This window comes from Streptomyces sp. NPDC004284 (assembly GCF_042874035.1).
Taxonomy (GTDB): Bacteria; Actinomycetota; Actinomycetes; order Streptomycetales; family Streptomycetaceae; genus Streptomyces.
Genome location: NZ_JBIAMJ010000003.1, coordinates 522,658 through 540,927 on the forward strand (window position 1 = coordinate 522,658; position 18,270 = coordinate 540,927).

23 protein-coding genes are annotated in these 18,270 nt (G+C 71.3%); 10 read left to right on the forward strand and 13 right to left on the reverse strand.

The window, feature by feature from the left end; all coding sequences use genetic code 11:
• Positions 1–32 precede the first annotated feature (32 nt).
• The gene (locus tag ACFYUS_RS11960) at positions 33–866 is read right to left on the reverse strand and encodes a hypothetical protein (protein ID WP_388848961.1); all 834 of its coding nucleotides are present in this window, start codon (positions 864–866) and stop codon (positions 33–35) included.
• Positions 867–1,023: 157 nt separating this feature from the next.
• Between ACFYUS_RS11960 and ACFYUS_RS11965 the strand changes: the two genes are divergently transcribed.
• Positions 1,024–1,671 (forward strand): DUF998 domain-containing protein, encoded by a 648-nt coding sequence (locus tag ACFYUS_RS11965; protein WP_388848964.1) that lies wholly within the window; start codon positions 1,024–1,026, stop codon positions 1,669–1,671.
• Here the strand turns inward: ACFYUS_RS11965 and ACFYUS_RS11970 are convergent.
• The gene (locus ACFYUS_RS11970; RefSeq protein WP_388848967.1) at positions 1,658–2,569 is read right to left on the reverse strand and encodes a nuclease; all 912 of its coding nucleotides are present in this window, start codon (positions 2,567–2,569) and stop codon (positions 1,658–1,660) included. The genes ACFYUS_RS11965 and ACFYUS_RS11970 overlap by 14 nt on opposite strands.
• Positions 2,570–2,672: 103 nt before the next feature.
• On the opposite strand from ACFYUS_RS11970, the gene ACFYUS_RS11975 reads away from it, so the two are divergent.
• Complete coding sequence (locus tag ACFYUS_RS11975; RefSeq protein WP_388848970.1) at positions 2,673–3,095, forward strand: hypothetical protein; 423 nt, start codon at positions 2,673–2,675, stop codon at positions 3,093–3,095.
• Here the strand turns inward: ACFYUS_RS11975 and ACFYUS_RS11980 are convergent.
• Positions 3,085–3,354: a DUF397 domain-containing protein gene (locus ACFYUS_RS11980; RefSeq protein WP_388849186.1), complete on the reverse strand. Its 270-nt coding sequence runs from the start codon at positions 3,352–3,354 to the stop codon at positions 3,085–3,087. The two genes, ACFYUS_RS11975 and ACFYUS_RS11980, sit on opposite strands and share 11 nt — an antisense overlap.
• A complete protein-coding gene (locus ACFYUS_RS11985) occupies positions 3,261–3,593 on the reverse strand; it encodes a helix-turn-helix domain-containing protein (RefSeq protein ID WP_388848973.1) in 333 nt (110 codons plus the stop codon). The genes ACFYUS_RS11980 and ACFYUS_RS11985 overlap by 94 nt, the downstream gene beginning before the upstream one ends.
• A gap of 132 nt (positions 3,594–3,725) precedes the next feature.
• On the opposite strand from ACFYUS_RS11985, the gene ACFYUS_RS11990 reads away from it, so the two are divergent.
• The 3 genes from ACFYUS_RS11990 (at position 3,726) to ACFYUS_RS12000 (ending at position 5,594) form a co-directional block, all read left to right on the forward strand.
• Positions 3,726–3,947: a hypothetical protein gene (locus tag ACFYUS_RS11990; protein WP_388848976.1), complete on the forward strand. Its 222-nt coding sequence runs from the start codon at positions 3,726–3,728 to the stop codon at positions 3,945–3,947.
• Positions 3,944–4,159, forward strand: coding sequence for a hypothetical protein (locus ACFYUS_RS11995; RefSeq protein ID WP_376590413.1), 216 nt, complete (start codon positions 3,944–3,946; stop codon positions 4,157–4,159). Before ACFYUS_RS11990 ends, ACFYUS_RS11995 begins: the two co-directional genes overlap by 4 nt.
• A gap of 136 nt (positions 4,160–4,295) precedes the next feature.
• Positions 4,296–5,594, forward strand: coding sequence for a S8 family serine peptidase (locus tag ACFYUS_RS12000; protein ID WP_388848979.1), 1,299 nt, complete (start codon positions 4,296–4,298; stop codon positions 5,592–5,594).
• Positions 5,595–5,623: 29 nt separating this feature from the next.
• On the opposite strand, the gene ACFYUS_RS12005 is transcribed toward ACFYUS_RS12000, so the two are convergent.
• Positions 5,624–6,565 carry an RNA polymerase sigma-70 factor gene (locus ACFYUS_RS12005; RefSeq protein WP_388848982.1) on the reverse strand — a complete coding sequence of 314 codons (942 nt, stop codon included), beginning with the start codon at positions 6,563–6,565 and terminating at the stop codon, positions 5,624–5,626.
• Positions 6,566–6,623: 58 nt separating this feature from the next.
• Positions 6,624–7,097, reverse strand: coding sequence for a carboxymuconolactone decarboxylase family protein (locus ACFYUS_RS12010; RefSeq protein ID WP_388848985.1), 474 nt, complete (start codon positions 7,095–7,097; stop codon positions 6,624–6,626).
• Positions 7,098–7,240: 143 nt separating this feature from the next.
• Between ACFYUS_RS12010 and recO the strand changes: the two genes are divergently transcribed.
• From recO to ACFYUS_RS12030, 4 genes are all read left to right on the forward strand, one after another.
• Complete coding sequence (gene recO, locus ACFYUS_RS12015) at positions 7,241–7,990, forward strand: DNA repair protein RecO (protein WP_388848988.1); 750 nt, start codon at positions 7,241–7,243, stop codon at positions 7,988–7,990.
• 61 nt (positions 7,991–8,051) lie between these two features.
• On the forward strand, positions 8,052–9,569 hold the full coding sequence (locus tag ACFYUS_RS12020) for a RodZ domain-containing protein (RefSeq protein ID WP_388848991.1): 1,518 nt from the start codon (positions 8,052–8,054) through the stop codon (positions 9,567–9,569).
• A 70-nt stretch (positions 9,570–9,639) separates the two neighbouring features.
• Positions 9,640–10,464 (forward strand): isoprenyl transferase, encoded by an 825-nt coding sequence (locus ACFYUS_RS12025; RefSeq protein ID WP_388848994.1) that lies wholly within the window; start codon positions 9,640–9,642, stop codon positions 10,462–10,464.
• Between the two features lie 2 nt (positions 10,465–10,466).
• Positions 10,467–10,979 carry a YcxB family protein gene (locus ACFYUS_RS12030; RefSeq protein WP_388848997.1) on the forward strand — a complete coding sequence of 171 codons (513 nt, stop codon included), beginning with the start codon at positions 10,467–10,469 and terminating at the stop codon, positions 10,977–10,979.
• 57 nt (positions 10,980–11,036) lie between these two features.
• Here ACFYUS_RS12030 and ACFYUS_RS12035 read toward each other — a convergent pair whose 3' ends face one another.
• From ACFYUS_RS12035 to ACFYUS_RS12050, 4 genes are all read right to left on the reverse strand, one after another.
• The gene (locus ACFYUS_RS12035; protein WP_382856207.1) at positions 11,037–11,447 is read right to left on the reverse strand and encodes a Fur family transcriptional regulator; all 411 of its coding nucleotides are present in this window, start codon (positions 11,445–11,447) and stop codon (positions 11,037–11,039) included.
• Between the two features lie 72 nt (positions 11,448–11,519).
• Positions 11,520–12,413: a metal ABC transporter permease gene (locus tag ACFYUS_RS12040; RefSeq protein WP_388849001.1), complete on the reverse strand. Its 894-nt coding sequence runs from the start codon at positions 12,411–12,413 to the stop codon at positions 11,520–11,522.
• A gap of 2 nt (positions 12,414–12,415) precedes the next feature.
• A complete protein-coding gene (locus tag ACFYUS_RS12045; protein ID WP_388849004.1) occupies positions 12,416–13,183 on the reverse strand; it encodes a metal ABC transporter ATP-binding protein in 768 nt (255 codons plus the stop codon).
• 9 nt (positions 13,184–13,192) lie between these two features.
• On the reverse strand, positions 13,193–14,146 hold the full coding sequence (locus ACFYUS_RS12050) for a metal ABC transporter substrate-binding protein (protein ID WP_388849007.1): 954 nt from the start codon (positions 14,144–14,146) through the stop codon (positions 13,193–13,195).
• A 166-nt stretch (positions 14,147–14,312) separates the two neighbouring features.
• Here ACFYUS_RS12050 and ACFYUS_RS12055 point away from each other — a divergent pair, with 166 nt between their 5' ends.
• A complete protein-coding gene (locus tag ACFYUS_RS12055; protein WP_388849011.1) occupies positions 14,313–15,695 on the forward strand; it encodes a glycine--tRNA ligase in 1,383 nt (460 codons plus the stop codon).
• 82 nt (positions 15,696–15,777) lie between these two features.
• Here ACFYUS_RS12055 and ACFYUS_RS12060 read toward each other — a convergent pair whose 3' ends face one another.
• The 3 genes from ACFYUS_RS12060 to ACFYUS_RS12070 all read right to left on the reverse strand — a co-directional run bounded on the left by ACFYUS_RS12060 (position 15,778) and on the right by ACFYUS_RS12070 (position 18,219).
• The gene (locus ACFYUS_RS12060; protein ID WP_388849014.1) at positions 15,778–16,476 is read right to left on the reverse strand and encodes a VC0807 family protein; all 699 of its coding nucleotides are present in this window, start codon (positions 16,474–16,476) and stop codon (positions 15,778–15,780) included.
• A gap of 107 nt (positions 16,477–16,583) precedes the next feature.
• The gene (locus ACFYUS_RS12065; RefSeq protein ID WP_388849017.1) at positions 16,584–17,174 is read right to left on the reverse strand and encodes a TetR/AcrR family transcriptional regulator; all 591 of its coding nucleotides are present in this window, start codon (positions 17,172–17,174) and stop codon (positions 16,584–16,586) included.
• 16 nt (positions 17,175–17,190) lie between these two features.
• On the reverse strand, positions 17,191–18,219 hold the full coding sequence (locus tag ACFYUS_RS12070; protein WP_388849020.1) for an aldo/keto reductase: 1,029 nt from the start codon (positions 18,217–18,219) through the stop codon (positions 17,191–17,193).
• Positions 18,220–18,270: the final 51 nt, after the last annotated feature.

Below are 18,270 nucleotides of genomic sequence, written 5' to 3' on the forward strand. Positions count from 1 at the left end.
ATAAGGTCAACTTATGACTTCCATAAGTAACCCTAGAAGGCGCCGGAGACCGACTCGGGATCGACGAACGCCATGACCGCCCAGGCGACCGTACCGGTCAGGCCGGCGAGCGCGACGAGGGTGCAGAGCAGGCCGAGCGCGAGCTCCCCGCGCCGGAACAGGGCGGTCCTCGGGAGGACGACGTTCCCCGGGTCGACGGGGTCGTAGCTGACCTTGACGGCGATGCCGCCGGCCCAGGTGAACACATGGCGGATCAGCCCCGCCGGGTCCGTGTACAGGTACATCCCCGGCCTCTCCGGGACCTCGGCGGCGAAGGTCGTGATGCCGTGCCGGACCAGACGCCACTCGCGGTACCAGTTGGCCAGCGCGTTCGCGCCGAGGGCGAGGGCCGCGACCGCGACGATCCCTCCGGGCGCGAAGGCGATCACGGCGACCGGTTGCCCGGCGACGGCCATGAGCACGCACGAGAGGACGAGCAGCCCGAAGGCGCCGGCCGACAGCCACATCACGCGCCGCAGCTTCCTCGACCGCCGGCTCAGGGGGAGCCCGCGCGTCTCCACGAGGGCGGTCCCGTCGGCCGCCGTGTCCCGCCCGGGCGTCCCCGGCAGGGCGGCGTTCACGGTCTCGGCGAACATGCCGGCCCCCGCCTCGCTCACCCCGTCGATCCGGTGCACGTAGCGGGTCGTTCCCGCCGGAGCCGTCAGCTCGACGGTGAGCGTCCGCCCCTCGGCCCGTATCCGCTCGACCGCCGCCAGCGGGATGCGCGTCTCCTCGTGCGGGCGGCTCAGGAGCAGCGCGTCGCCTTCGAGTTGGAGGGAGGCCTTCTGGGAGCCCTGGACGACGGGTGTGGACGGGGTGATCGGCATGGACGGGATGGTAGGGGCGGGGCCCGGTTCACGGGAGGGGGGCCGCCCGGGGGTTGGACGGCGCCCGCTTCCGTTTCGTGGCACGGGGGTTGGCCCCATCCCGGGCGCGGGGGTCGCCACCATGTCCGCGGCCGGACCCGCGTGATCGGCTGGGGGGATGAGAGAACGCATCGGTTGTGCCGCGTGGATCGCGGGTGTGGTCCAGTTCTTCGTCGTCCACGGAATCGTGGAGTCCGCCTGGGCGAGTCCCTACAGCTGGGCCCACAACAACATCAGCGACCTGGGGAACGCGCTCTGCGCGCTCCAGGGCGAGCCGGAGCCCCGCTTCGTATGCTCGCCCGAACACGGCCTGATGAACGGCTCGTTCGTCGCCCTCGGCGTCCTGCTCGCCGTCGGCGCCGTGCTGACCGGCCCGCTGTGGCGCCGGGGCGCCGCCGCCGTCACGGCGCGGGCCCTGCTGACCGTGGCCGGCCTCGGCTTCGTCCTCGTGGGCCTCGCGCCCGCCGACACCGACGAGAACCAGCACGTCCTCGGCGCCCTCCTCGTCATGGGCCTGGGCAACATCGGCCTCGTGGCGGCGGGCGGCGGCCTGGCCCGGGAGCTGCCGGGCGCGCTGCGTCGGGCCGCGAGCGTGCTCGGCCTCGTCGCGCTGACGGCCTTCGGGCTCTTCCTGTCCCGCCACTACCTGGGCCTCGGCATGGGCGGCATGGAGCGCGTCGCCGCGCTGCCCGTCCTGCTGTGGGCGACGGCGGCGGGCGCGTACGGCCTCGGTCGACTGCCCGCGCGACGGCTCACTTCGGCTTGAAGAGGATCTTCTCCGAAGGGATCGTCATCCGCACCGTGTTGCCGTTGGTGATCTCGACGATCCGGTGCAGCCCGATCTGCTCCTTCGGGTCGGTCTGCGTCAGGTCGAGGAACTTGTCCGCGGCTCCCGCCAGGTAGGCGGGGAGGGCGTCGAGCGTGGTGTTGCCGAGCGAGAAGTACTCCTTCATGCGCCGGAAGAGCTTCGGGAGGATCACCACGTCGCCGGTGATCGAGTCCATCCCGGTGATCTTCGCCCCGCTGAGGGTCACGTCACCCATCGAGTCGGTCGCGATGTTCCAGATGCCCTTGCCGACCCCGGCCTGCGCCTCCGCCTTGCCGTCGGCCAGCGCGTTGCGCAGCACGGGGAGCAGGCCCTCGTAGAACGTCGGATACACCAGACCCTCGGAGAGCAGGTGGTAGTTGGCCGTCCTCTCCTTCAGGAGCTTCACCGACACGTCCAGCTCATAGCCACTGGCCCCCGGCGGCTCGCCCACGCAGGCGAACGCCACGCAGCGGCCGAAGACGTCGGCGCCGTTGGTGAGGATGAAGCCCGGGACCGACTCCGGGGTCGCCGAGATCATGTCGTGCGGGTGGTGCGGGTCGGGGGTCCGCCGGATGTCGCTGAAGCCGAGGAACGTCAGCAGCGCGTCCGTGGCCTGGTCGCCGAACTTGGCCGGCTGGCGCTTCTCGTCCCCGTAGTTCCCCGAGTAGTGGGTCTCCAGCGCGTCGATGCCTTCGAGTCGGATGTCGACGTGCCCGTCGCGCGCCGGCTGGGGCTTCTCGCAGCCCCGGACGAGCTTCCACTCGCCCACGTAGTCCGGAATGAAGGGGACGGTGTCCCCGTCGGGGGCCGTGAAGCCCGAGAGATGGAAGGATCCCTTGATCAGCAGCATGGGCATGGTGACTCCCACGGCGATGTGCGTGCGGCATGGAAGGGAACCGGTTCTCCTCCTTCCATGCTGCGACCGCGCGCGTCGGAGCGCCAACGGGGGAGGGGCGGATATGGGCCGACGCGGCAGCAGATGGACGCTCGACGAGGAGAACTGGTCGCAGCCCTGGTGGATGCCGCTCACCGCCGTGGTCCTCGCGGCCGTGACCTGGGGCCTCCTCGGCCTCGTCGAAGGCGGCTGCCGAACCGGCCCCCGCGGCGGCTGCGTTGCCGCCGAGGGCTACCGGCTCAACGGCTGGGTCCTCGCCCTCGCCGCCATACCCGCGTACGCCGTCGTCATCACGGGTCTGGCCGCGGACCGCTGGCCGCCCGCGCTCGGCCTCACCCTCGGCGGGACGGCCTGCGCGGCGTACACGCTCACACAGGGGCGTACGCCGGCGCACTTGGCCATCACCGGCGCACTCCTCGTCCTCGCGGCGCTCGCGCCCGCGCTGACGTGGTGGCGCAAGCGTCGGGCGGCGTCGCTCACTCCTTGACGCCGGCGGCGAAGGCGGTCCGGGCGGCGGCCGGGGCGATGAGGACGGGGCCGTCGGTGACCTTGCCGTCGCGGACGGGGGCGACGCCGGTGAAGTCGTATGCGCCCTCGACGCGGTTGCCGCCTCCACCGTTGCCGCGGCTGCTCTTGAACCGGTGGGCGTTGTTCAGGTCGTACGCGCGCGTCGTCTGAAGTCCTCCGCCGCCGGCTCGATCAGGGCCGGCTTCGCCACCTCGGTGAAATAGGACGCGTACGGTGATGTGTTGATGGGCTTCCGGACCGGCTGTTCGAAAAAACTGCCGGTTTGTAGGGCCTCTTCGATTCTTACCGCCACGTCCGGCTGGGGCTTTCGAATTCCCCGCTCGAACAGTCCGATGTACGCCCCTGATGCGAACACCCGTATGTCCAGCTCGTTCTGAGTGGGTCCCGTCGCCCCGTGGCGTTCCTTGAGGGGCTCACCGGAGAACTCCCACGGCTCCTGCCGCTTGCTCTTGGCCATGGATTAACTCCCCAACCCTACGCCGCAGTTGTACGACCTGCGCGTCTGCCGATTCTACGGATCTGCCCGCACCCTGGAGAGGCGAAGCGGGAAATGGATTCAGAAAGGCATACGTTGGTGAAGGAAGACACCATGAAGGCGATCTCGGGGACGGCAGGAACCGCACAAGAGGCGGTGGCGGAATTGCGCGAGGCACTCGCGAGGGCGGGAATCACCCTGCCCTCGCTCGGGCTCGACGTCGTCACGCTCGCCGCGGAGCCCCCGCGGCCGCTCGTGGAATTGGGATGCTGCACGGTGGAAACGGCCCGGCTCCTCGCCGCCGCCGTACTGCCGAGGGAGGAGAGTCGCTCGTGACGCTGCCCATCGGGTCGTACGTCGTCGAGATCCGCACCGGACGGGTCGGGACGCTCATGGGGCGTGAGGGTCCGTACGTCCAGATCCGGCCGCTGGGGGGCGGACGGGAGTGGGACGTGGAGCCGGAGGGGGTGCGGGAGGCCACCTCGGCGGAGCGGCTGAGCGCGGCGACGGCGCACGTCAACGCGCGGAGCCGGGGCGAGGTGCCCTGAGCGGCCCGTGACCCTGGGTCACGTCTGTTAGTCCATCCGCCGCGCCCGCGCTGCACGCACCTCGCAGCCCCGGTTACGTGGTCGTCGCGAACCGGTTCGGGTTCGTCGACCACGAAAGGGAAGCGAGGTGTTCGGCATGGCGGGATCGGCGTACCGGCTGGCCGCGGTGTCCGCGGCGGCAGGCGCGTTGCTGGCGGGGGGACTCACGGGGGCCGAGGCGACGGAGGGGAGGGGCGCGGAACCGGAAGGGCGGTACGTGGTCGTCCTCAAGGACTCGGCCCGCGACCGGCTCGAAACGGTCGTGCAGGGGCACGGGCGGGACCACGGGGCGCGGGCGGGCTTCCGGTACCAGGACGCGATCGTCGGGTACTCGGCGGTGATCCCGGAGTCCCAGGTGGCCGCGCTGCGGGCGGACCCGAACGTCAAGGCGGTCGCCCCCGATCTGCCCGTGCACGCCACCCAGCAGGTGCTGCCGACCGGGGTGGACCGGATCCAGGCCGACGTGAGCAGTACGGCCGCCGGGAACGGGTCGGGCGGCGTCGACGCGGCGGTGGCGATCCTCGACACCGGGATCGACACCGGACACCGCGATCTCAACGTGGTCGGCGGCTACAACTGCATGAATCCCTTCCTGCCCAACTCCTACCGGGACAACAACGGCCACGGCACCCACGTGGCCGGCACCGTCGCCGCCCGGGACAACGGCGACGACGTGGTCGGGGTCGCGCCCGGCGCCCGGCTGTACTCGGTGAAGGTGCTCGGCGCCAACGGCAGCGGAAGCACCTCCAACATCATCTGCGGGCTCAACTGGCTGGCGAACAACGCCGCCCGGTACGGCATCAAGGTCGCGAACATGAGCCTCGGCGGCGACGGGGCCGACGACGGCAACTGCGGGAACAGCAACCAGGACCCCTGGCACCAGGCGATCTGCAACGTGGTGAAGAACAAGGGCGTCACCCTGGTGGCCGCGGCCGGCAACAGCACCGACGACATCGCCAACCACCGGCCCGCCTCCTACGACGAGGTCCTCACCGTGACCGCCATGGCCGACTTCAACGGGCAGTCCGGCGGAGGCGCCGCCGCGACCTGCCGGGCCGACGTCGACGAGACGGCGGCCGACTTCTCCAGCTTCGCCGTGAGCACGGCGGACGCCGCCCACACCATCGCCGGTCCGGGGGTGTGCATCAACTCCACCCGCAACGGCGGCGGCACCACCGTCCTCTCCGGTACGTCGATGGCCTCGCCGCACGTGGCCGGCACGGCCGCGCTGTGCATCGCCGCCGGGCCGTGCGCGGGCCTGTCCCCGGCCGGAGTGGCCGCCGAACTCCGCGGCCACGCCTCGGCCCAGCCGCTCTCGTACGGCTTCGCGGGCGACCCGAACACGCCCGTCGCCGGGCGCTACTACGGGTACCTCGTCCACGCCGGCGGCTACTGAGCACACACCACCGCCCCCCGCTGACGGTGTCAGCGGGGGCTGCGGCGCACCCGCTGGACCTCGCGGGTGACGGCCCAGGGGTCGGCGACCGGACCGAGGTGGGCGAGCTTGTCGGGGTTGAGGACCGCGCGGATGGTCTGGACCCGCCCGTCGAGGACGTCGAGGGCGAAGATCTGGAGGATCCCGCCGTCGCGGTCGCGGTAGATCGCGCCGGGCTGGCCGTTGACCTCGTGCGGCTCGCACGTGACGTCGATCGCGACGAGGGAGGGGAAGACCGCGCCGAGGAGCCGCGCCACCTTCTCCGCGCCCACGATGGTCCGGGCGAAGCGCGGGGCCTTGCCGCCGCTGTCGCCGACGAGCTGGACGTCGGCCGCCAGGAGGTCCTGGAGCCCGCCGACGTCGCCGTTCCTGAGCGCGTCGAAGAACCGGGTGGAGAGCTCCTGCCGCTCCCGGCGGTCGGCCGTGAAGCGGGGGCGTCCGTCGTGCATGTGCCGCCGGGCCCGTACGAGCAGCTGACGGCAGGCCGCCTCCGAGCGGTCCACGGCCTCGGCGATGTCCTGGAAGTCGAAGGCGAAGACCTCCCGCAGGAGGAAGACCGCCCGCTCCAGGGGGCTGAGCCGTTCCAGGAGCAGCAGCGCCGCCATCGAGACCGAGTCGGCCAGCTCCACCGCGCGAGCCGGGTCCTCGTACGGATCGCTGAGCAGCGGCTCGGGGAACCAGGGGCCGACGTACTCCTCGCGCCGCACGCGCGCGGAGCGCAGGACGTCGATCGAGAGACGGGTGACCGTGGCGGAGAGGAACGCCTTGGTCGACGTGGGCCGGGTCGAGGAGCCGTCGAAGCGCAGCCAGGTCTCCTGGACCGCGTCCTCGGCCTCGCTGACGCTGCCGAGGATCCGGTAGGCGATCGAGAACAGCAGGGGGCGCAGTCCCTCGAACTCCTCGACCTTGCTGAACTCCTCGGCCTTGCTCATGACGGCGTCCTCTCCCCGTACCGGTGAAACTTCATGATCATCCAGGCGGGCGGGTCCGTCAGTGGAACCGGCCGACCTCGTAGTCGCCCGCCGGCTGCCGGGTGATGACGTTGATCCGGTTCGCCAGGTTCATGAAGGCGATGTGGAGGACGAGGGCGGTGAGCTGCTCCTCGTCGTAGTGCCGGGCGGCCCGCTCCCAGACCTCGTCGCTGACGCCGCCGGCCCCGTCGGCGGTCCGGGTGCCCTCCTCGGCGAGTTCGAGCGCGGCGCGCTCGGCCTCGGTGTAGACGGTGGCCTCGCGCCAGGCCGCCACCAGGTGGAGCCGCAGCGCCGTCTCGCCGGCGTGGGCGGCCTCCTTCGTGTGCATGTCGATGCAGACGGCACAGCCGTTGATCTGGCTCACGCGCAGCGAGACCAGCTCCTGGGTCGTGATCGGGAGCCTCGACTCCCTGACCGTCATGCCCGCCGCCATCACGTGCTTGAAGGCCTTGCCGGCGGTGGCGCTGGCGAAGAGGTTCAGTCGTGCGTCCATGGGGTGCTCCTCGGGGTGGGTCGTCTATCGGTCACACCCACGAGACGAGGCAGCCCGAGCCCCTGTGACACGGCCAGGTGTGACCCGCGTCTCCCCGGGGCCGTGAGTCCCTCCTGTCAGTGCCGTACGGGAGAATGGACCGCATGAGTCTGTTCCGCGACGACGGCATCGTGCTGCGCACCCAGAAGCTGGGCGAAGCGGACCGCATCATCACGATCCTCACGCGCGGTCACGGCCGCGTACGCGCCGTCGCGCGGGGCGTGCGCCGGACGAAGTCGAAGTTCGGGGCGCGCCTCGAACCCTTCTCGCACGTGGACGTGCAGTTCTTCGCCCGGGGGAGCGAACTGGTCGGACGCGGCCTTCCGCTGTGCACGCAGAGCGAGACCATCGCCGCGTACGGCGGCGGGATCGTCACCGACTACGCCCGGTACACCGCCGGCACGGCCATGCTGGAGACGGCGGAACGGTTCACCGACCACGAGGGCGAGCCCGCCGTCCAGCAGTACCTGCTCCTCGTCGGCGGTCTGCGGACGCTCGCCCGGGGCGAGCACGCCCCCCACCTCATCCTCGACGCCTTCCTCCTCCGCTCCCTCGCCGTGAACGGCTACGCGCCCAGCTTCGAGGACTGCGCGAAATGCGGCCTCCACGGGCCGAACCGGTTCTTCTCGGTCGCCGCGGGCGGGGTCATATGCGGTGACTGCCGGGTCCCCGGAAGCGTCGTACCCTCCACCGAGGCCATCGGTCTGCTCAGCGCGCTGCTCACCGGCGACTGGGCGACGGCGGACGCGTGCGAGCCGCGTCACGTCAGGGAGGGCAGCGGGCTCGTGTCCGCCTATCTCCACTGGCACCTGGAGCGCGGCCTGCGCTCGCTGCGGTACGTGGAGAAGGGCTGACGAGGGCCCGGAGGGCGCGGTCGCGCACGGACGGCCGTGCGCAGGGGGAGGAGTGCGGGCGATGGAGAACGACGCGGACCTGCCGCGGCGGATCGGTGTCTACACCGTCGAGCGGGAGCTCGGCGCGGGCGGCATGGGGACGGTCTACCTCGCCCGGTCCCCGGGCGGCCGGGCCGTCGCGGTCAAGGTGGCCCGCCCCGAGCTGGCGGCCGACCCGCACTTCCGCCGACGGTTCCGCGCGGAGGTCGAGGCCGCCCGCCGGGTCGGCGGTTTCCACACGGCCCCGGTCGTGGACGCCGACCCCGACGCGAAGGTGCCCTGGCTGGCCACCGCGTACATCCCCGGACCCACGCTCGCCGAGCTGATCGAACTCCAAGGCCCCATGGACGAGGGGCGGTTGAGGTCCCTCGGGGCCGCTCTCGCGGAAGCGCTCCAGGCCGTCCACGCCTGCGGGCTCGTCCACCGGGACCTCAAGCCGGGGAACATCATCATGGCCGAGGACGGACCCCGCGTCCTCGACTTCGGCATCGCGCGGGCCGTGGAGTCCACCCGGCTCACCGCCACCGGCGCGGCCTTCGGCACCCCCGGCTACCTCGCGCCCGAGCAGGCGCAGGGCGAAGACGTCGGCGCCGCCGCCGACGTCTTCGCCCTCGGCGCCGTCCTCGTCGCGGCGGCCGGCGGCCGCGCCTTCGGCACCGGCACGCCCATGGGGCTCATGTACCGCTCGGTCCACGAGCCCGCGGACGTCTCCGCCCTGCCGGGGGAGCTGCGGCCACTGGTCGCCGCCTGCCTGTCCAAGGACCCGGCCGACCGTCCCGCGCCGGAGGAGCTTCTGCGCGCGCTGAGGGCGGACGCGGGCGCGGGGCCGGTGCCGGCCGCGCGCCCGAGCCCAGGCCCTGTACCGACTCCGAGTCCGGATCCGCGCCGGAGCCCGGACCCCGTACCGGACGCGAGCCCGGACCCCGTACTGGACGCGGACCTGGATCCCGTACCGGACGCGAACCCGGACCCCGTCCCCGTCCCCGTACCGAACACGCTCGTGCTCGCCGCCCCCGACCGGACGCGTGTCGAGCCGCCCGCCCCGGCCGGACCCCCGCGCAGGCCCCGCACGGTCACCCTCGTGATCGTGGCCGTCGCCGTGACGGGCGCGCTCGGGGGCGGTCTGCTCGCGTTCACCCGGCAGGGGGACGAGGTCAAGGGCGCCGGGCCCTCCGTCACCGCTTCGGATTCCCGGTCGGCCACGGCCTCCCGGTCGGCCACGACGGAGGCCTCCGCCCCGCCGACCACCACGCCTCCCGCCCCGCCCGGGGCGAGCGCGGCCCCCAAGGACAGGGTCACCGTCGTCGTGACCGCCGCGAGTGACGAGACGAGCTGGGTATCGGCGAAGGGCGACGACGGCCACGTGCTGTTCGACGGAGTGCTGACCGTCGGCGAGACCAGGACCTTCACGGACAAGAAGCAGGTCGCCCTGGTCCTCGGCAATGCCGCCGCCGTCCGGATCGTCGTCAACGGCAAGCAGGTCCCGAACGACTTCCCGCCCGGTCAGGTCCAACGTCTCACCTACGGCAGGGGCGACTAGGCGCCCCACCCGCCGTGGGAAACTCGACTACGCGTGAAGTACGGCAACACCTCTTAGGAGATCCATCGCCATGGCCATCGCACGACTCCTCGGGCGCCAGCGCCGGGAATACAGGACCCCCGAGCCGCACCCGTCCGGTGCCCGCCCGCCGAAGCTCCAGACCGAGCTGGTGCCGGAGCACGTCGCGATCGTCATGGACGGGAACGGCCGCTGGGCCAAGGAGCGCGGGCTTCCGCGCACCGAGGGGCACAAGGTCGGCGCGGAGCAGGTGCTCGACGTGCTGCAGGGCGCGATCGAGATGGGCGTGGGCGCGATCTCGCTGTACGCCTTCTCCACCGAGAACTGGAAGCGCTCGCCCGAGGAGGTGCGCTTCCTCATGAACTTCAACCGCGACTTCATCCGCAAGACCCGCGACCAGCTCGACGAGCTCGGCATCCGGGTGCGCTGGGTGGGCCGCATGCCCAAGCTGTGGAAGTCCGTCGCCAAGGAGCTCCAGGTCGCGCAGGAGCAGACGAAGGACAACACCAAGCTCACGCTGTACTTCTGCATGAACTACGGCGGCCGCGCCGAGCTCACCGACGCGGCGCAGGCGATGGCCGAGGACGTGAAGGCGGGCCGGCTCGAACCGGCGAAGATCACCGAGAAGACCATCCAGAAGTACCTGTACTACCCGGACATGCCGGACGTGGACCTGTTCCTGCGGCCCAGCGGCGAGCAGCGCACCTCCAACTACCTGATCTGGCAGAGCGCGTACGCCGAGATGGTCTTCCAGGACGTGCTGTGGCCCGACTTCGACCGCCGCGACCTGTGGCGGGCCTGCGTCGAGTACGCCCAGCGCGACCGCCGCTTCGGCGGCGTCGACCCGGCGGACCTCGCGGTCCTCGACAAGGCGTGAGCGTGGGGGAGCGGCTGGAGCTCGTCTACTCGGCCGAGTTCGCCGAGGTGTACGAGGCGGTACGGGTCAGGCTGCGGTCCACCCGCTGGTGGCGGCTGTTCCGGTGGACCACCAGGGCTGTCTGCGCGCTGGCCGCCCTCGTCGCCGTCGTGGCGCTGCGGCACGGCGACGTGGAGGTGGTGGTCAAGCTCGTCTTCCTCGGCCTGGTGGCCGTGGCCTGCGCCGAGCTGGTGCCGTGGGCGTCCGCCCGCAGCCTCTTCCGGCTGATCGGCTCCCAGGGCGAGGCCCGGGCGGTCCTCGACGAGGACGGCGGGCGGTGGACCACCCGGGACACCGACACGGCGATCCGCTGGGCACTGCTGACCCGGTACGCGGAGACGCCCCGGCTCTTCGTCCTCTTCACGGAACGTTCGTCCGGCACCGGCTTCGCGTACCTGCCCAAGCGCGGACTCGACGGTCCGGCCGACGAGGACCGGCTGCGGGCGATCCTGGACCGGAACACGGTCAGGGCCTGAGACGACGCCGAAGGGCCCGCACCGGATCGATCCGGTGCGGGCCCTTCGGCCATCGGGTCACTTCCCGGCGCACTCCGCGCACGTCCCGAAGATCTCCACGGTGTGCGCCACGTTCACGAAGCCGTGTTCCGACGCGATGGTCTCGGCCCACTGCTCCACCATCGGGCCCTCCACCTCCACGGCCTTGCCGCAGACGCGGCAGACCAGATGGTGGTGGTGGTCGCCGGTCGAGCAGCGGCGGTAGACCGTCTCGCCGTCACTGGTGCGCAGCGCGTCGACCTCGCCCGCGTCCGCGAGGGACTGGAGCGTGCGGTAGACGGTGGTGAGGCCGACGGAGTCGCCGCGGTGCTTGAGCATGTCGTGCAGCTCCTGGGCGCTGCGGAACTCGTCCACCTCGCTCAGCGCTGCCGACACTGCTGCCCGCTGTTTGGTCGAGCGGCCGCGTACGGGGGGTCCTGCCGTCGCCACGGGGGCCTCCTTGGATGCTTGTCTGCCCCCGCCATTCTGCCAGCCCCCCATGCCGCCGGGATCAGTCGCGGATCAGACCTTCACGTCGTCCGCGGGCCGCCGCGTGGCCGGAACCTGCGCGTCGCAGTCCCGCGTGGCCGCCTCGGCCGCGCGGGCCCGCCGCTTGGCGAGCGGGGTGGCGAGCAGGGTCAGGACGATGAAGATCCCGATCGCGTACAGGACGATCGTCGCGCCGGGCGGGGCCTCCACGTAGTACGTGGTGATCGTGCCGGACAGGGCCACGACGATCCCGATGAGGACCGCGCCCACGAAGGTCGTGCGGAAGGACTTCGACAGCTGCTGGGCCGCCGCGACGGGCACGACCATGAGCGCGCTGACGAGGAGCAGCCCGACGACCCGCATGGCGACCGTGACGGTCACCGCGGCCGTGACCGCGATCAGCAGGTTCAGGGCGCGCACCGGCAGGCCGGTGACCCGGGCGAACTCCTCGTCCTGGCTGACGGCGAAGAGCTGCCGCCGCAGGCCGACCGTGACCAGGACCACGAAGGCGGCCAGGATGCCGATCGCGGTGATGTCCTCGGGCGAGACCGTGGTGAGCGAGCCGAAGAGGTACGAGGTGAGGTTGGCGTTGGAGCCGGTCGGCGAGAGGTTGATCAGCAGGACGCCGCCCGCCATGCCGCCGTAGAAGAGCAGCGCGAGCGCCATGTCGCCCCGGGTCTTGCCGTACGCCCGGATCAGCTCCATGACGACGGAGCCGACGACGGCGACCAGCGTCGCCATCCACACCGGGTTCGCCGACATGAGGAAGCCGAGGCCGACGCCCGTCATGGCGACGTGGCCGATGCCGTCGCCCATGAGGGCCTGGCGGCGCTGGACGAGGTAGACGCCGACGGCGGGCGCGGTGATGCCGACGAGGAGGGCGGCGATCAGCGCCCGCTGCATGAAGGCGGGTTCGAGGAAGTCCATGGTCAGGTCAGCAGTCCCGTGCGGAGCGGCTCGCCGGCCGCGTGCGGATGTACGTGGTCGTGGCCCGGCAGGGCGTGCTGGCCGAGGGCCTCGGGCGGCGGGCCGTCGTGGACGACACAGCCGTCGCGCAGGACGACCGCGCGGTCGATGAGGGGCTCCAGGGGGCCCAGCTCGTGCAGGACGAGGAGGACGGACGTGCCGCCGGCGACCTGCTCGCGCAGGGTCGCGGCCAGGATCTCCTGGCTGGCGAGGTCCACGCCGGCCATCGGCTCGTCCATGATCAGGAGTTCGGGCCGGGAGGCGAGCGCGCGGGCGATCAGGACCCGCTGGTGCTGGCCGCCGGAGAGCGCGGAGACGGAGTCCCTGGCGCGGTCGGTGAGGCCGACGAGTTCGATGGCCCGCTCGACGGCGGCCTTGTCGTCCTTCGTCAGCCAGCCGAACCTGCGGCGGGAGAGCCGGCCGGAGGAGACGACCTCGCGGATGGTGGCGGGGACGCCGCTCGCGGCGGTGGTGCGCTGCGGCACGTAGCCGACGCGGGCCCAGTCGCGGAACCGCTTCTGCTCGGTGCCGAACAGCTCGATCGTGCCGCCGGTCAGCGGCACCTGGCCGATGACGGAGCGGATGGCGGTGGACTTGCCGGAGCCGTTGGCGCCGAGCAGGGCGACGACCTCGCCGCGCCGGACGGTCAGGTCGACGCCCCGGAGGACGGGGCGGGCGCCGAGCGCCGCCGTGGCTCCGTGGATCGAGAGGACGGGCTGGTCATCACTCACGACGGCCTCCTACTTGGCGCCGAGCGCGGTCTTCAGCGCGGCGAGGTTGGACTGCATGACCTCGATGTAGTCGTGGCCCTTGGACTTGTCGGTGATGCCTTCGAGCGGGTCGAGCACATCGGTCCTGAGACCGGTGTCGCCGGCGAGGGTCTTCGCGGTCTTGTCGCTCGCGAGGGTCTCGAAGAAGACGGTGGAGACCTTGTCCTTCTCCGCGATCGCGTGGAGCTCCTTGACGCGGGCGGGGCTCGGCTCGGACTCGGGGTCGATGCCGGTGATGCTCTCCTGCTCCAGGCCGTAGCGCTCGGCGAGGTAGCCGAAGGCGGAGTGGGTGGTGATGAAGGTCCTGGTGGCGGTGGTCCTCAGGCCCGTCTCGAACGCGGTGTTCAGCTCGCCGAGCTTCTTCACCAGGGCGTCGGTGTTCTTCTCGTAGTCGGCGGCGTGGTCCGGGTCGGCCTTCTCGAAGGCGGCGCCCACGCCCTTGGCGACCTCGGCGTACTTCACGGGGTCCAGCCAGACGTGCGGGTCGGCGCCGGCCTCGGACTCCGCCTCCTCGCCGCCGTGGTCGTGGCCGACCTCGGCGCCGTGCTCCTCCATCTTCGTGAGGGTGGCGGCGTCGACGGTGTTCTTCACGCCGGCCTGGGCGATGGCCTCGTCGACGGCGGGCTGGATGCCCTTGAGGTAGAGGAGGACGTCGGCCTCGCCGAGCTCGCCGACCTGCCGCGGCTTGAGCTCCAGGTCGTGCGGCTCGACGCCGGGCTTGGTGAGCGTGTTGACGGCGACGTGGTCGCCGCCTATCTGCTCGGCCAGGTACTGCATGGGGTAGAACGACGCGACCACGTCCAGCTTGCCGCCGTTCCCCTTGTCCGCGGCGTCGGAGGTCCCGGAGCAGGCGGAGAGGGTGACGGCGCCGAGCGCGACGGCTCCGGCGAGGGCGGTGCTGGGTATCAGTCGGCGTACGTTCATGACAGTCATTTTCAACAAAGATGGAAACGGTTGTCAATTGCCTTGTCTGTGTTCCGGACCACCCGGGACATCGCGGGCCTTCGTCGCAGAACCGATTTGATACGGGGCCCCAGGGCGCCGGTAACCTGAGGCATTCGCACTTCGTCGTCGTAATGAAGAGAGCACCGTGGCCGCCGACAAGATCGACACCATCGTCAGCCTGAGCAAGCGCCGTGGCTTCGTTTTCCCCTGCAGTGAGATCTACGGCGGTCAGCGCGCCGCCTGGGACTACGGACACCTGGGCGTCGAGCTCAAGGAGAACATCAAGCGCCAGTGGTGGCGTTACATGGTCACCTCGCGCGAGGACGTCGTCGGCATCGACTCGTCGGTCATCCTGGCCACCGAGGTCTGGGAGGCCTCCGGCCACGTCGCCACCTTCACCGACCCGCTGACCGAGTGCACCTCCTGCCACAAGCGCTTCCGCGCCGACCACCTGGAGGAGGCGTACGAGGAGAAGCACGGCCGCCTCCCCGAGAACGGCCTCGCCGACCTGAACTGCCCGAACTGCGGCAACAAGGGCACCTTCACCGAGCCCAAGAACTTCTCGGGCCTGCTCGCCACCCACCTCGGCCCGACCCAGGACTCCGGCTCCGTCGCGTACCTGCGCCCCGAGACCGCCCAGGGCATCTTCACCAACTTCTCCCAGGTGCAGACCACCGCGCGCAAGAAGCCCCCGTTCGGCATCGCGCAGATGGGCAAGTCCTTCCGGAACGAGATCACTCCGGGCAACTTCATCTTCCGCACGCGCGAGTTCGAGCAGATGGAGATGGAGTTCTTCGTCAAGCCGGGCGAGGACGAGCAGTGGCAGGAGTACTGGATGCAGCAGCGCTGGAACTGGTACACCGGCCTGGGTCTCCGCGAGGAGAACATGCGCTGGTACGAGCACCCGCAGGAGAAGCTCTCCCACTACTCGAAGCGCACCGCCGACATCGAGTACCGCTTCTCCTTCGGCGGCAGCGAGTGGGGCGAGCTCGAGGGCGTCGCCAACCGCACCGACTACGACCTGAGCGCCCACTCCAAGGCCTCCGGCGCCAGCCTCACGTACCTGGACCAGGAGTCCGGCGAGCGCTACACGCCGTTCGTCATCGAGCCGGCGGCCGGTGTCGGCCGCACGATGCTGGCCTTCCTGCTCGACGCGTACACCGAGGACGAGGCCCCCAACGCCAAGGGCGTCATGGAGAAGCGCACCGTGCTGCGCCTCGACCACCGCCTGGCCCCGGTCAAGGCCGCCGTCCTGCCGCTGTCGCGCAACCCGCAGCTCTCCCCGAAGGCCAAGGGCCTCGCGGCGGACCTGCGCCAGAACTGGAACATCGAGTTCGACGACGCCGGCGCCATCGGCCGCCGCTACCGCCGCCAGGACGAGATCGGCACCCCGTTCTGCATCACCGTCGACTTCGACACCCTCGACGACAACGCGGTGACCGTGCGCGAGCGCGACACCATGAAGCAGGAGCGCGTCTCCCTCGACCAGATCCAGGGCTACCTGGCCAGCCGCCTCCTCGGCTGCTGAACCCTCTGATCGCTTCTTCCACGGGAAGGCCCCCGGTTCCGTCTTCGGAACCGGGGGCCTTCCCGTCTGTGCGTCGTGTACGTCAGGCGGTCGCGGCCGCTGCCGCCGCGGCCTCGGCCTCGGCCTGGCGCCGGGCCCCCTCCGCCGCGCGGCGCTTGCCGAACCAGGCCGTCCACACGCCGAGGGCACCGAGGACGCCGTAGATCATGATCGGGCTGAGCGTGACCATGGTCTTGGTCGCGAGGACGTACGCGAGGGCGATGCGGACCAGCGCCTCGGTCACGTACGCCACGCCCCACACCAGCGTCATCGTGCGCATGGTGTTGCGGAAGCCCTCGAACTGCCACATGCCGTTCCACCAGGCCGTGGACTCCGGGGTGCCGTCGGTCGCGAACTTGCGGCCGAAGTAGAACATCAGCGGGCGCGGGGCGAGCAGCGTCACCAGGCACAGCAGGCCGAACAGGCCCGTCACCGCCGAGTCCTTGATCAGGAGCGCACGGGCGGTGTGCGCGCCGACCAGCGAGACCACGGCCGTGATCACCAGGAAGACCAGGGTGACCATGGCGAACTCGTCGATCTTGCGGCGCCAGGCGGCCATGATCGCGGTGTCGAGGACCGGCCAGGCGCCGCTGAGGAGCAGCGCGGAGAACTCGGACCAGCCGTGGTCCTCGGTCAGCGTGTTGTACGTGAGGATCGGCGCGACGACGTTGAGGCCGATCGTGAGGACCCACCCGATCGCGGAGGCCCCGCCTGATCGGGCCGGCTTGGCGGGTGTGGACATGGTTCCCCCTGGGATCTCTACGGTCGAGGTGCGGGGGAACGGTAGTCATGCACCGGACAGGGAAGGGGAAATTCCAAGCCAAATGATCTTCAAAAGGGGTGCGCGGCTCAGGCCTTCAGTGCGCGCTGTACGAGGGACACGACCGCCGCGAACGCGTCCTCGACGTCCGGGGCCGACCAGTCGGCGGCGTGCGCCGGATTGTGGAAGCGGTCCGTGGCGTCGAAGACCGCGCGCGCCGTCGTCGCGAAGTCCCGCTCCGGCGCCGCGAACAGGCCCTCGCGGCGACCGTCCTCCAGGATGCGGGCGATCTGCTCGACGAGGTGCTCCTCGTGCCGGTCGACCACCGCGCTGTTCTCGCCGATCAGCACCTGGAAGGTGGCCATCAGCTCCGGATCCCCGCCCGCCTTCTTGCGCTTCAGGGCGAACAGGGCCGTGAGCCAGCCGGTCAGCCGCCAGTCCGCCGGGCCCTCGGCCTCCATGTACGGCGTGAGCTCCACGATCGTCCGCTCCAGCCACCGCTCGGTGACCGCCTCGCGCAGCGCCGCCTTCGTGCGGAAGTGCCGGTAGACGCTGCCGTGGCTCACGCCGAGCACCCGCGCCACGTCGACGACGGTCGCCTTCCCCGGCCCGTAGCGTCGCAGCACCTCCTCGGTGGCTTCGAGGATGCGCTCTGCGGTCAGGGTCTCGGTGGCGGCCATGGAATGACAGTACCCGTCAGTGCTCACTGTCCAGGTGGGCCATCTGGGCCTCCGGGTAGCGGGCGCCGGCCGCCGCGTCCGCCGGGACGGCCTCCTCGATCGCGGCCAGGTCGGCGGCGTCGAGGGTGACGTCCAGGGCGCCGAGGGCCTCGGCGAGGCGGTCGCGGCGGCGGGCGCCGATCAGGGGGACGATGTCGGTGCCCTGGGCGAGGACCCAGGCGATCGCGGTCTGGGCGACCGTGACGCCCTTGGCCTCGGCGACCGCGCGCAGCCGGTCCACGAGGTCCAGGTTGTGGTCGAGGTTGTCGCCCTGGAAGCGCGGGCTGAAGCCGCGGAAGTCGCCGGGGCCGAGCTGCCGGTCCCGGGTGAAGTGGCCGCTGATCAGGCCGCGGGAGAGGACCCCGTACGCGGTGACGCCGATGCCCAGCTCGCGGGCGGTGGGGAGGATCTTCTCCTCGATGGAGCGGGATATCAGGCTGTACTCGATCTGGAGGTCCGCGATCGGGGCGACGGCCGCCGCCCGGCGCAGGGTGTCCGCGCCGACCTCGGAGAGGCCGATGTGCCGGACGTGCCCCGCCTCGACCAGTTCGGCGATGGCGCCGACGGTCTCCTCGATCGGCACGTCGGGGTCGACGCGGGCGATCCGGTAGATGTCGATGTGGTCGGCGCCGAGGCGCTGGAGCGAGTACGCCGCGAAGTTCTTCACGGCGGCCGGGCGGCCGTCGTACCCGCTGAAGCCGCCCTCGACCGTGCGCAGGGCGCCGAACTTCACGCTGGTCAGCGCCTGCTCGCGGGCGGCGGCGGGCGCGGTCCGCAGCGCTTCGGCGATGAGCAGTTCGTTGTGGCCCATCCCGTAGAAGTCGCCCGTGTCGAGCAGGGTGACGCCGGCGTCCAGGGCCGCGTGGATCGTCGCGATCGACTCGGCCCGGTCGCTCTCGCCGTACAGGGCGGACATGCCCATGCAGCCGAGGCCGAGCGCGGAGACGACGGGGCCGGTGGCGCCGAGCGGACGGGTGGGGACGGGGTTCTTCGCTGTGGTGGTCATGGAACAACCATGACATGTGCGATGACAGATTTCAATATCTGTCACTCCATC